At 71.9% G+C, this 12,147-nt stretch carries 8 protein-coding genes and 3 tRNA genes; 6 read left to right on the top strand and 5 right to left on the bottom strand.

Annotated elements, in window-relative coordinates; translation table 11 throughout:
* Positions 1 to 452 precede the first annotated feature (452 nt).
* A tRNA-Asp gene (locus OSB71_RS17120) sits at positions 453 to 527 on the top strand.
* 22 nt (positions 528 to 549) lie between these two features.
* Positions 550 to 623 (top strand) — tRNA-Phe (locus tag OSB71_RS17115).
* Between the two features lie 141 nt (positions 624 to 764).
* Here OSB71_RS17115 and OSB71_RS17110 read toward each other — a convergent pair.
* Positions 765 to 1,325 carry a PIN domain-containing protein gene (locus OSB71_RS17110; RefSeq protein WP_265948998.1) on the bottom strand — a complete coding sequence of 187 codons (561 nt, stop codon included), beginning with the start codon at positions 1,323 to 1,325 and terminating at the stop codon, positions 765 to 767.
* A gap of 3 nt (positions 1,326 to 1,328) precedes the next feature.
* On the bottom strand, positions 1,329 to 1,790 hold the full coding sequence (locus OSB71_RS17105) for a helix-turn-helix domain-containing protein (RefSeq protein ID WP_265948997.1): 462 nt from the start codon (positions 1,788 to 1,790) through the stop codon (positions 1,329 to 1,331).
* Between the two features lie 502 nt (positions 1,791 to 2,292).
* Here OSB71_RS17105 and hrpA point away from each other — a divergent pair.
* Both hrpA and OSB71_RS17095 read left to right on the top strand, forming a co-directional pair.
* The gene (gene hrpA / locus OSB71_RS17100; protein ID WP_265948995.1) at positions 2,293 to 6,357 is read left to right on the top strand and encodes an ATP-dependent RNA helicase HrpA; all 4,065 of its coding nucleotides are present in this window, start codon (positions 2,293 to 2,295) and stop codon (positions 6,355 to 6,357) included.
* A gap of 120 nt (positions 6,358 to 6,477) precedes the next feature.
* A tRNA-Asp gene (locus OSB71_RS17095) sits at positions 6,478 to 6,552 on the top strand.
* A 602-nt stretch (positions 6,553 to 7,154) separates the two neighbouring features.
* On the opposite strand, the gene bldC is transcribed toward OSB71_RS17095, so the two are convergent.
* Positions 7,155 to 7,361: a developmental transcriptional regulator BldC gene (bldC, locus tag OSB71_RS17090; protein ID WP_003949541.1), complete on the bottom strand. Its 207-nt coding sequence runs from the start codon at positions 7,359 to 7,361 to the stop codon at positions 7,155 to 7,157.
* Positions 7,362 to 7,866: 505 nt separating this feature from the next.
* A complete protein-coding gene (locus tag OSB71_RS17085) occupies positions 7,867 to 8,844 on the bottom strand; it encodes a DUF8083 family protein (RefSeq protein WP_416237281.1) in 978 nt (325 codons plus the stop codon).
* A gap of 318 nt (positions 8,845 to 9,162) precedes the next feature.
* Between OSB71_RS17085 and OSB71_RS17080 the strand changes: the two genes are divergently transcribed.
* Together OSB71_RS17080 and OSB71_RS17075 are read left to right on the top strand one after the other, a co-directional pair.
* Complete coding sequence (locus OSB71_RS17080; protein ID WP_265949062.1) at positions 9,163 to 10,260, top strand: Leu/Phe/Val dehydrogenase; 1,098 nt, start codon at positions 9,163 to 9,165, stop codon at positions 10,258 to 10,260.
* A 321-nt stretch (positions 10,261 to 10,581) separates the two neighbouring features.
* Entirely contained in the window at positions 10,582 to 10,824 is a 243-nt protein-coding gene (locus OSB71_RS17075; RefSeq protein ID WP_265948993.1) for a DUF3073 domain-containing protein, read from the top strand.
* 234 nt (positions 10,825 to 11,058) lie between these two features.
* Here the strand turns inward: OSB71_RS17075 and purM are convergent, their stop codons facing one another.
* Complete coding sequence (gene purM, locus OSB71_RS17070; RefSeq protein ID WP_265948991.1) at positions 11,059 to 12,129, bottom strand: phosphoribosylformylglycinamidine cyclo-ligase; 1,071 nt, start codon at positions 12,127 to 12,129, stop codon at positions 11,059 to 11,061.
* Positions 12,130 to 12,147 lie beyond the last annotated feature (18 nt).

Here is a 12,147-nt window from a genome sequence, read left to right as displayed (position 1 = left end):
CGAGTCTGTGTGACCCCCTGCCCCGCACCGCGCAGGTTGAGGACCAAGCCAGAGGGAAGGTCGGCGCCACGCATGAACACTCCCCCTATCCCCCCCCCGCCCGGGAACGACGATGTGCGTGGCGTGCTGAACGCGGTTGCAAGCGCCTCTGGCGCCTCAGCATGATTTGCTTCAGCAGGCACTATAGAGTCGGCGCAAGATTCCCGGAATCGTGGCAATCTCCCACCACACCCAGCAAGTCCAGATTCTCGATCGCAAAGACTGCCCTCCCCGTGCTGACGTGTCAGCACGGGGAGGGGATCGAGGAGGATCGAGCAGGACCCAGGAGGACACACATGGGCAACCTTGTCCGATTCTCTCACGTTTCCGCAGGTCAGGAAGGTAACGATTTCGGGTTCGAATCCCGTTGGGGGCACGCAACACCTGTGCGAGACTGGTGCTCGCACGCTCCTGGTCCTGTGGAGCAGTTTGGAGTGCTCGCCACCCTGTCAAGGTGGAGGCCGCGGGTTCAAATCCCGTCAGGACCGCTGCAACCCTCCGGGGTTGCGTGGCTGGGTAGCTCAGTTGGTACGAGCGTCCGCCTGAAAAGCGGAAGGTCGCCGGTTCGACCCCGGCCCCAGCCACCGCGCTGAACAGCGAGAACCCCCTGCGGAGAGCACTCCGCAGGGGGTTCTCGCGTTCGGGCACACCAACCGCTGTCAGCGACCACGCTCCCGCACGCCCCTGACCCCGGGGAAGCCAGACGGGTCGCGGCGGGGAGGCGGCTACGTCATGGCTCGCAGCGCCGCTGCCGATGCCACGAGGCCTTCCCTCTCCAACGAGACGAGCACGTCCGCGACCACCGCGTTCGGCGGGTTCACCCACGCATCCGCGATCTGTGTGAGCGTCGCGTACACCAACTGGGGCGACAACCCCACCTGCGCTTCGATGAACGCGTCTGGGTGGACTGCCTGCACGTCCCACGCCGACAGCTTGTCCGCGGGGAAGTCCTTCAGGTTGAACGTGACGATGACCTGCGCCTCCGCGCGACTGGCGGCCGCCAGGACGTGACGATCACCGGGGTCCGGCAGATCGACCGCCTCGATCAGCGGTTCGTACCCTCTGACTAAGACGTCCCGGATCGAACCAGCCATCAGCTCCCGCGTTCGCTCCAGCTTGTGCGGGTCCAGGTCGGGTCGGTTCTCCTTCAGGTTCCGGAAGGCTTCGTCGAGGATCTGGTCCGTCCACTTCGCTCGAACCAAGCCACCCTGCCCGATGCGGATGAGGACATCGCGCAGAGTGCTCGGATACAGGACGTTGGCGTCGTAGACGGCGGTGAAAGCCATGCCCTAGAGCGTTCCCGTCTCCTGGCCGAGCCGAGTGAGCTCATCGGCCACCAGCCGACGACGGTGATCATCTTGGCGCTGGTACTCCAGCAGAGACGACGCGGTGATCCTGCGGTGCGTGCCGACGGTCCGGTACTCGATCTCACCGGCCTCCAACAGCCCGATGAGGAAGGGGCGGGACACGTTCAGCATGTCGGCGGCCTGCTGCGTGGTGAGCTCGGCGTCGGAAGGAACGATGGACACGGCCCGGCCGGCGCCCAGGTGGGCGAGCAGCGACGCCAGGAGCTCCACAGCTTCGCGGGGGAGGACCAGCGACTCGCGGCCCCCTCCGTCTCGGACGCTGACGTGGATCTGGGACGCGTCCTGGTGCTCGGCAAGGTAGCTCCGAACTCCGGCGAGTGCGTGATTGGCGGTCTTCCGCTTGTCCTCTGGCAGCTTCACCGGACGGAGGTCAGTCTTGGCCATTTCGTGCGCCCCTAGGTGCCGTGGGTGGGCGCCAGTGGGAATCCGCCACCGTCGGCGCGGCGGCAGGCTGGCGACGGGGGATCCCGTGGCCGTGGCGTGGCGAGGGGATCCGCTGCCGTGGGAGCAGTGACGGTACTGGGCAATGGTTGTGGTCGGGCTCAGGGCTGTCCCGCTGAGTACAGTATCCGCAACAAGCGAAATAAACGCAACAACTAACCGGAGGGCGTGCCGTCACCGCCCCCCGGGCGTGGTGAGGCGGCGTGGGGCGGGAGCCGCGGGCTGCCGCTTCTCCGTCTCGCTCCCGCCCGTGCTCGTCAGACGCGGGTGGCGCCGGGCGGCGCGGCGTTGGGAGGGGGCGTCGGAGCGCGGGCTGCGGGCGGTGGGGACGTCGGGCGCCCGGGGTCGGGCGCCCCGGGGTCGGGCGCCCGGGGCGGGGGCTGGGCGGGGGCGCGGGGGAACTCGGTCGCGGGGAATCGGGCGGGGGTGGGATGCTGGAGGGCGTATGTCCAGAGCGCCTGACCTCAGCCTGCCCGCCCTGTTGGAGCGGGTCTCCGAACTGATGCCGCGGGACGAGCGGCGGCTCGGCCGTCGGCTCGACGGCGTGCGGCGTGTCCGCAAGCCGGAGGCCCGGGAGGCCGTGCTGGCCGAGATCGCCGGGGAGGTGGAGCGCGCGGAGGCCCGCGTCGCGGCGCGCCGGGCGGCGGTGCCGACCATCACCTACCCGGCCGAGCTGCCGGTCAGCCAGAAGAAGGACGACATTCTGGCCGCCGTGCGCGACCACCAGGTGGTGATCATCGCCGGTGAGACGGGGTCGGGCAAGACGACGCAGATCCCGAAGATCTGCCTGGAGCTGGGCCGGGGCGTCAAGGGGCTCATCGGGCACACCCAGCCGCGCCGGATCGCGGCGCGGACGGTGGCCGAGCGGGTGGCGGACGAGCTGAGGACGCCGCTGGGCGACGCGGTGGGCTGGAAGGTGCGCTTCACCGACCAGGTGAAGGACACCACCCTGGTCAAGCTGATGACGGACGGCATCCTGCTCGCGGAGATCCAGACCGACCGGGAGCTGCGGCAGTACGACACGATCATCATCGACGAGGCGCACGAGCGCAGCCTGAACATCGACTTCCTGCTCGGCTACCTCGCCCAGCTCCTGCCCCGCCGCCCGGACCTGAAGGTGATCATCACCTCGGCGACGATCGACCCCGAGCGGTTCTCGCGGCACTTCGGGGACGCGCCGATCGTGGAGGTCAGCGGACGCACGTACCCCGTGGAGGTGCGGTACCGGCCGCTGCTGGAGGAGGACGGCGAGCCGGGCGACGCCGACCGGGACCAGGTCACCGCGATCTGCGACGCGGTGCGGGAGCTGCAGGCCGAGGGGCCCGGCGACATCCTGGTGTTCCTCTCCGGCGAGCGGGAGATCCGCGACACCGCCGACGCGCTGACCAAGCTGAGGCTGCGCTCGACCGAGGTGCTGCCGCTGTACGCGCGCCTGTCGCACGCCGAGCAGCACCGGGTGTTCCAGCCGCACGCCGGGCGGCGCGTCGTGCTGGCGACCAACGTCGCCGAGACCTCGCTGACGGTGCCGGGCATCAAGTACGTCATCGACCCGGGTACCGCCCGCATCTCGCGCTACAGCCACCGCACCAAGGTGCAGCGGCTGCCGATCGAGCCCGTCTCGCAGGCCAGCGCCAACCAGCGCAAGGGCCGCTGCGGGCGCACCTCGGACGGGATCTGCGTCCGGCTGTACTCGGAGGAGGACTTCCTCTCCCGGCCGGAGTTCACCGACGCGGAGATCCTGCGCACCAACCTGGCGTCGGTGATCCTGCAGATGACGGCGGCCGGGCTCGGCGACATCGCCCGCTTCCCCTTCATCGACCCGCCCGACCACCGCAGCGTCAAGGCCGGTGTGCAGCTCCTGGAGGAGCTGGGCGCGCTGGAGCCCGCCGAGAAGGACCCGCGGAAGCGGCTGACGGACACCGGCCGCAAGCTGGCCCAACTGCCGGTGGACCCGCGGCTGGCCCGCATGGTGCTGGAGGCGGAGCGCAACGGCTGCGTGCGCGAGGTGATGGTCATCGCGGCGGCGCTGTCCATCCAGGACCCGCGCGAGCGGCCCGCCGACAAGCAGCAGCAGGCCGACCAGCAGCACGCGCGCTTCCGCGACGAGACGAGCGACTTCCTGTCCTTCCTGCACCTGTGGACGTACCTGCGCGAGCAGCAGAAGGCGCTGTCCTCCTCGGCGTTCCGCCGCATGTGCAAGGCGGAGTTCCTCAACTACCTGCGCATACGGGAGTGGCAGGACATCTTCACCCAGCTCCGCCAGGTGGCGCGCTCGCTCCAGGTGCAGGTGGGCGAGGCGCGCGAGGAGGTGGACGCCGACGCCGTGCACCGCTCGCTGCTGGCCGGGCTGCTGAGCCACGTCGGGCTGAAGGACCCGGGCGGGGAGGGCGGGAAGCCGGCCGGGAAGAACGAGTACCTGGGCGCGCGGAACGCGAAGTTCGCCGTCTTCCCCGGGTCGGCGCTGTTCAAGAAGCCGCCGCGCTGGGTGATGTCGGCCGAGCTGGTGGAGACCTCGCGGCTGTGGGCCCGCGTCAACGCGAAGATCGACCCGGACTGGATCGAGCCGCTGGCCGGGCACCTGGTCAAGCGCACCTACAGCGAGCCGCACTGGGAGCAGCGGCAGGCGGCGGTCATGGCGTACGAGAAGGTGACGCTCTACGGCGTGCCGATCGTGGCGCAGCGCAAGGTCAACTACGGCCGCATCGACCCGGAGACCTCGCGCGACCTGTTCATCCGCCACGCGCTGGTGGAGGGCGACTGGCGCACCCACCACCAGTTCTTCCACGACAACCGCAAGCTGCTGGGCGAGGTCGAGGAGCTGGAGCACCGGGCGCGGCGCCGGGACATCCTCGTCGACGACGAGACGCTGCACGACTTCTACGACCAGCGGCTGCCCGAACACGTCGTCTCGGGGGCGCACTTCGACTCCTGGTGGAAGCACCGGCGGCGCACGGAGCCGGACCTGCTGAGCTTCGAGAAGTCGATGCTCGTCAACGAGCGGGCCGCGCAGATCACCAAGGCGGACTACCCGGACGTGTGGCGGCAGGGTCCGCTGCGGCTGAAGGTGACCTACCAGTTCGAGCCGGGCACGGACGCGGACGGCGTCACCGTGCACGTGCCGCTCCAGGTGCTCAACCAGGTGACCGACGACGGCTTCGACTGGCAGATCCCCGGGCTGCGGCCCCAGGTGGTGACGGAGCTGATCCGCTCCCTGCCCAAGCCGGTCCGGCGCAACTGCGTCCCCGCGCCGGACTTCGCCGACCGCTTCCTCGCGCTGTTCCCCGCACCCTCGGACGTGCCGCTGGGCGAGCCGCTGACGGCGGTGCTGGCCCGTGAGCTGCGCCGGATGACGGGCGTGCCGATCGCCCCGGAGGACTTCGACTGGGGCCGGGTGCCGCCCCACCTGCGCGTCACCTTCCGGGTGGTGGACGAGCGCGGGCGCCGCGCCCGGGGAGACGCGGAGGACAAGGACCTGGAGGTGCTGCGCCTGCGGTTCAAACCGCAGGCGCAGGCCGCGCTGTCCCGGGCGTTCGAGGCGGCGGACGGCGGCTCCCGGGGCGGACGGCGCCGCGGCGGGCCCGGCCCGGAGGCCGCGCCCGCCGGAGCGCCGGCGCCCCGGCAGGCGCGCACGGGGCTGACCGCGTGGACGATCGGCACCCTGGAGCGGACGTTCGAGACGCGGCGTGCGGGGCAGCCGGTGAAGGCCTACCCCGCGCTGGTGGACGAGGGCGCCTCGGTGGCCGTCCGCCTGTTCGACAGCGAGGCGGAGCAGCAGCAGGCCATGGCGCGCGGCACGCGGCGGCTGATCCGGCTGAACCTGCCGTCCGATCCGGGCCGCTTCGCCCAGTCCCGGTTGACCAACCAGCAGAAGCTGGCGCTGGCCGCCTCCCCGCACGCGAGCGTGTCGGCGCTCTTCGAGGACTGCGTGAGCGCGGCGATCGACCTGCTGGTGGCCGCGCACGGCGGCCCCGCGTGGGACGAGGCGGCCTTCCGCAAGCTCTTCGACGCGGTGCGCGCCGACGTCGTCGACGCGACGCTCACGACGGTGCGGCAGGTGCGGGAGGTGCTCGTCGCCTGGCAGTCGTGCGAGCGGCGCCTGAAGTCCCCGGAGCTGGCGCGCAGCGCGACGCTGCTGCCCTCGCTGACGGACGTCCGGGAGCAGGTGGCGGGGCTGGTGCACCCGGGCTTCGTGACGGAGCACGGTGCGCGCCGCCTGCCGGATCTGCTGCGCTACCTGACGGCCGTCGACCGGCGGCTCCAGCAGCTCCCGACGAACGCGCAGCGGGACCGCGCGCGGACGGAGAAGGTGCGGGAGATGCGGGACGAGTACGCCTGGCTGCTGGAGCAGTTCCCGCCGGGGCGGCCGGTGCCGCGGGCGGCCCGGGAGATCCGGTGGATGATCGAGGAGCTGCGCGTCAGCTACTTCGCGCACTCCCTGGGCACGGCGTACCCGGTGTCCGACAAGCGGATCGTGAAGGCCGTCGACGCCGCGGTCCCGGCCGGGCGCTGAGCACCGCCTCCGATCCGCCGCGCGGCCGGTCGGAGGCGGTGCGGGCGGCGATTCGCCCGGACGGGTCAGCCTGCTGTAGAGTCTCGTCTCGCGCCGGTCGGCAGCGACGGGCGGTGCTCTGGTCCTGTGGAGCAGTTTGGAGTGCTCGCCACCCTGTCAAGGTGGAGGCCGCGGGTTCAAATCCCGTCAGGACCGCATGGGTTGCCCGAAGGGCCCGGATCTCACTGGAGATCCGGGCCCTTCGGCGTGCGCGGGCCGGCGCCGGGGCATAGACCACAGGGATGGTGCCGGGTTCGCGGGGTACGCGGGGATCGGGACCAACGTCCCGGCACGACATGACGAAAGCCGCCTCCGGGGGCGGCGGGGGGATGCGACAGTGGGGGCAGGACGCACTCCTCGGGGCGTCCGTGAACGGCTGTCCTCACTACCGCAGGACCAACGGCACCCGCAAGTGGGCAGGGATGTGACGGGAGTCACCGAATTGGCCCTACAACCTGCGGACTTTACGTCGTCCCTACATGCGGTCAATTTGATATGTGCAATTGCACGAATGATTCAACTACCCCGCTGGAGCGTGTTCACACCTCGCCGCGCTGGCCGGTAGCTGCCACCGCCGGCGGCGGGAGGGGGGCCGGGACGGCCTCACAACGCGCAATCGCGCCGGACCCGGCGGAGTCCGACGCGATTGACGACAGTGACGACGAGAGGTGACCCGGCGCCGGGGGAAGCGACCAGGGTCGGCAGCACGCGGGCCCACGCACCGGTGGCGCCGCCCGTTCTGCCCGGTGATGCGGTGTTCAGGCCTCGCTGCGCTGTTGCGGGATGCCCGCCAGCAGTGCACGCACCTCCGCCTCGCGGTAGCGACGGTGCCCGCCGAGCGTGCGGATCGACGTCAGCTTGCCCGCCTTTGCCCAGCGCGTGACCGTCTTCGGGTCGACGCGGAACATGGTGGCGACCTCAGCCGGGGTCAGCAGCGGCTCGGCATCAGGGGTGCGAGCGGTCATGAGCGGCCTCCTCGGGAGAACCGAACCATCACGGTTCTTTCCTCTAAATTCTGCACCTTGGCCCACGTTGCCCGAAATGACGCACGCAGGCCGAGTCGGTTATAGGACGAACGGCTTGTCCTCGGCACTACAACTACACCATCTGTCCAGCCACGTCGGCCAAACCGATGGAATTGCCCTCTCAGGTGTACAACACCGAGCGGACCGCGATGGACCGCCCCATAGCGGACAGTCACCCCGCGATGACAACCCGTCACAGTCATGGGCGAGCCCTCACCAGAGTGAACAACCGATGCAATACCGAAGTATCGGAAGTGTCCGCCCCACAGGAGGACGGAAGGAGGCCATCCCGGACTCCTTGTCCTATTTTGACACGAGGAGTGGCCTTGCGGGCAAGGGGCTCTTTACGCGGTTTTACGTGCTATCCATCACGCTTGAGCCAAAAGCCCGGTTCAGGACCAAGGTCCCGCGCCCGTCCGGACCCCGGAGGGCCCCGCTGCGGCGGTCAGCTCGCGAACTGGCGCTCCTGGACGGCCCGCCAGCGCTCCGTGAGCCGCTCGAAGACCTCACCGGCCCGCTCCGCGTCGCCGTCCCGCAGCGCCGCGATCCCCTCGGCCGCGTCGGCCGCCGAACGGTCCGCCGCGAGCTGCTCCTCGGAGATCGTATGCACCAGCCCGCCGTAGTCCAGTTCGACGAGGGAACGCGGGTGGAACTCCTCCAGCCAACGCCCCACATCTACCAGGCCGTCGACGAGGGGCCCCTCCTGGATCTCCGTCCGCAGCGTCCGCAGGCTCCGCGCCAGCCGCCGCCGGGCCTGGACCATCGGCGTGCGGTAGCGCAGCGCCGGACCCCCACCGCGCCGGCCGCGCGCACCGTTTCCGCCGTGTGCGCCGTCTCCACCGCTCACGCCGCCTCCACCGCTCACGCCGTCCCCACCGCTCACGCCGTCCCCACCGCTCGCGCCGTCCCCGCGGCGCCCTCCGCGCTCCTCGGGCCCGTCCCCGCCGGACGGGCCGTACTCGCGCTCCTCGTCCGTGAAGAGCAGGAACCAGCGCACCGGCACGTGCCACAGCGCCGAGCGCAGCCACGGGCGGGCGTCGGGGTGGTCCTCGCGCCACCGCTCGTAGTCGGCCTCGGCCTGACGGCGCACGACGGCCGGCAGCGCGGCGTCCAGCACCTGCGGCGGCAGCTCGCGGGCCGCCTCGGCCAGCGCCAGCCACGAACGCAGCCGGGTGCGCCAGGGGCACACGCACACCACGCCGCCCACCTCGGTGACGAAGGCGTCGCCGCTCTCCCGCTCCGGGACGGCCACCGGCGGCACCGGCAGCAGCCCCGCCAGCGAGCGCCGCAACTCGTCCTGGGCCCCCGGGCGGAACTCCCGCCGGGCGTACCGCGCCCAGTGCGTGCGCTCCGGCTCCGGGAAGGCGGCCAGCGGTTCGTACACCCGCAGGTAGGACACGTACGGGATGCTCAAGGCCGACATCGGGCCCACGTGCGCCCTCCCTCTCCACTCTCGCCAGCTCTGCCGTCCACCGGGGGCACCCGGACCCGGGCGGTCCCGGCACCGGGCCGGCACCGGACCGCGCCGGGCCGGCGCCCGATGCGGGCCCGGGTGCCCCGAAAGTGGCACACCCATGATCTGCCGGGTCCACCCCCGCGCGCGAGGTCGTACCCTGCTGGACTACAGGCCCTCCCCACCCTTCGGAGGGCGCCCTCCGCGACTACAGGAGTCACCACCGTGACTGACGTACGTCCTCTCTCCGTCAGCGTCGACGGCGTGTCCGCGAGTCAGGCCGGGGTCATGGCCACCCTGTTCCGGTCCGAGCTCGGCGGCCACGAGCAGGTCGTGTTCTGCCAGGACCGGGCCAGCGGCCTGAAGGCCGTCATCGCCCTCCACAGCACCGCGCTGGGCCCCGCGCTCGGCGGCACCCGGTTCCACGCCTACGAGGGCGAGGAGTTCCCCGAGGAGGCGGCGGCGCTGGACGCGCTGAACCTCGCCCGGGGCATGTCGTACAAGAACGCCATGGCCGGCCTGGAGCACGGGGGCGGCAAGGCGGTGATCATAGGGGACCCGGAGAAGGACAAGAGCGAGGAGCTGCTGCTCGCCTACGGGCGCTTCGTGGCCTCGCTCGGCGGCCGCTACGTCACCGCCTGCGACGTGGGCACCTACGTGCAGGACATGGACGTCGTGGCGCGCGAGTGCCGCTGGGCGACGGGGCGCTCGCCCGAGAACGGCGGCGCGGGCGACTCCTCGGTGCTCACCGCGTTCGGCGTCTTCCAGGGCATGCGGGCCAGCGCCCAGCACCGCTGGGGCGCGCCCACGCTGCGCGGCCGCAGGGTCGGCGTGGCGGGCGTGGGCAAGGTGGGGCACCACCTGGTGGAGCACCTGCTGGCCGACGGCGCCGAGGTCGTCGTCACCGACGTGCGCGACGAGGCCGTGGCCCGCGTCCGCTCGGCGCACCCCGAGGTCGTCGCCGTCGCCGACACCGAGGCGCTGATCCGCACCGAGGGCCTGGACGTGTACGCGCCCTGTGCGCTCGGCGGCGCGCTGAACGACGCGACGGTGCCGGCGCTCACCGCCTCCGTGGTGTGCGGCGCGGCCAACAACCAGCTCGCCCACCCGGGCGTGGAGAAGGACCTGGCCGACCGCGGCGTGCTCTACGCGCCCGACTACGTCGTCAACGCCGGCGGCGTCATCCAGGTCGCGGACGAGCTGCACGGCTTCGACTTCGCGCGGGCGAAGGCGAAGGCCGAGCGGATCTTCGACACCACGCTGGAGATCTTCACCCGCGCGGACGCCGACGGGGTGCCGCCGGCCGCGGCCGCCGACCGCATCGCCGAGCAGCGCATCGCCGCCGGGACGCGGCGGGCCGGCGAGGGCCTGAAGCCGGTCGGCTGACCGCTGGCCCCCGCCCGGGCCCCCGCACGGGCGTGCGGGATACGTCACTTTGAGTGACGGGTGGTGGGGGAGACATCCCTCACCACCCCCGCGGCGGGTCTTCCGCCAACGAGAAGGTAAAATCATCGTTGACCAGCGAAGAACCGGTCACCGGGCGTGCCGGGGGCCTGCTCGGTCGCGCGGACGGCGTACCGTACGGGCGCGGAAGCAGGTACCGTTGAAGCCCTAAGAGCCGGTCCCTCTGCCGAGGGGCCGCTCTCCACCATGAACGCGTGTCAAGACTCTGGGGCCGTCGAGCCCCGTCGTTGAGGGGGTCGAGCCATGGGGCGCGGCCGGGCCAAGGCCAAGCAGACGAAGGTCGCCCGCCAGCTGAAGTACAACAGCGGTGGGACGGATCTGACGCGTCTGGCCGAAGAGCTGGGTGCAACGTCGCCGTCGCAGCAGCCGCCGAACGGGGAACCGTTCGAGGACGGCGAGGACGATGACCCGTACGCGCGGTACGCGGACCTGTACAACGCGGACGAGGAGGACGAGGACGACGGCGAGTCGTCCCGTCGCCGCTGAGTTCCCGGGCCTGCCGGGCGCCGTCGTCCGGCGCGTCGGCTCCGCCCGCTGATCTCCGCCTTTCAGTCCCAGCGCCGGAAGCGGCTGGGGCTTCTTGGCGTGTCCGGGGCCGCTGAGCCCGGCGCGTCCCGAGCGGCGACCGGCACCGGGTCCGCCGAGCCGCGCAGCGCACGCTGGAGGTCCCCCGCCCGGCCAAAGTACCGCGGACCCGGCCCGGCGGGGGAACGAACGGTGTCAGCTCGCGTAGGAGCCGGTGAGGGTGACCGGCTGCCCGCCTGCGGCGCGCGGCGTGACCTCGCCGGCGACCCAGGCGTCCACGCCCCGGTCGGCCAGGGTGGTGAGCGCGGCGTCCACCGCGTCGGGCGCGACGACGGCCATCATGCCGACGCCCATGTTCAGCGTGCGCTCCAGCTCCTCGCGGGCCACGCCGCCGACGGCGCCCACCGTGTCGAACACCGCGCCGGGGGCCCACGTCGCCCGGTCCACCGCGGCGTGCAGCGTGTCGGGGACGACGCGCGCGAGGTTGGCCGCGAGGCCGCCCCCGGTGATGTGCGCGAAGGCGTGCACATCGCTCGTACGGGTGAGGGCGAGGCAGTCCAGGGAGTAGATGCGCGTGGGCTCCAGGAGCTCCTCACCGAGCGTGCGGCCGAACTCGGGCACCTGGCGGTCCAGCGCCCACCCGGCGCGCTCCAGCAGCACGTGGCGCACCAGGGAGTAGCCGTTGGAGTGCAGCCCCGAGGAGGCCATGGCCAGGACGGCGTCGCCCGCGCGCACCCGCTCGGCGCCCAGCAGGCGGTCGGCCTCGACGACGCCCGTTCCCGCCCCGGCGACGTCGTACTCCTCGGGCCCGAGGAGACCGGGGTGCTCGGCCGTCTCGCCGCCGACCAGGGCGCAGCCGGCGAGCGTGCAGCCCTCCGCGATGCCCTTGACGATGGCGGCGACGCGCTCGGGCACGACCTTGCCGACGCAGATGTAGTCGGTCATGAACAGCGGCTCGGCACCGCACACCACCAGGTCGTCCACGACCATGGCGACCAGGTCGCGCCCGATGGTGTCGTGCACGTCCATGCGCTGGGCGACGGCGACCTTGGTGCCCACGCCGTCCGTCGCGGAGGCCAGCAGCGGGCGCTCGTAGCGCTTGAGCGCCGAGGCGTCGAACAGCCCGGCGAAGCCGCCGAGCCCGCCCAGGGACTCCGGGCGCTGGGCCTTGCCGACCCACTCCTTCATCAGCTCGACCGCGCGGTCGCCCGCCTCGATGTCGACGCCGGCCGTCTTGTAGGAAACGGGCTGGCTCGGCTCAGTCATGTCTCTCCGTACACAGGG

The organism is Streptomyces marinisediminis (genome assembly GCF_026262575.1).
Lineage (GTDB): Bacteria > Actinomycetota > Actinomycetes > Streptomycetales > Streptomycetaceae > Streptomyces > Streptomyces marinisediminis.
Note: the sequence above shows the minus strand (reverse complement) of the source record. Positions and strands in the feature narration are given on the sequence as shown.

Bases quoted from the DNA above. Each gene is read 5' to 3' on its own strand.
- OSB71_RS17085 (WP_416237281.1), bottom strand. From the start codon at position 8,844: ATGTCGGCCTTGAGCATCCCGTACGTGTCCTACCTGCGGGTGTACGAA.
- hrpA (WP_265948995.1), top strand. From the start codon at position 2,293: ATGTCCAGAGCGCCTGACCTCAGCCTGCCCGCCCTGTTGGAGCGGGTC.
- OSB71_RS17075 (WP_265948993.1), top strand. From the start codon at position 10,582: ATGGGGCGCGGCCGGGCCAAGGCCAAGCAGACGAAGGTCGCCCGCCAG.
- bldC (WP_003949541.1), bottom strand. From the start codon at position 7,361: ATGACCGCTCGCACCCCTGATGCCGAGCCGCTGCTGACCCCGGCTGAG.
- purM (WP_265948991.1), bottom strand. From the start codon at position 12,129: ATGACTGAGCCGAGCCAGCCCGTTTCCTACAAGACGGCCGGCGTCGAC.
- OSB71_RS17080 (WP_265949062.1), top strand. From the start codon at position 9,163: ATGGCCACCCTGTTCCGGTCCGAGCTCGGCGGCCACGAGCAGGTCGTG.
- OSB71_RS17105 (WP_265948997.1), bottom strand. From the start codon at position 1,790: ATGGCCAAGACTGACCTCCGTCCGGTGAAGCTGCCAGAGGACAAGCGG.
- OSB71_RS17110 (WP_265948998.1), bottom strand. From the start codon at position 1,325: ATGGCTTTCACCGCCGTCTACGACGCCAACGTCCTGTATCCGAGCACT.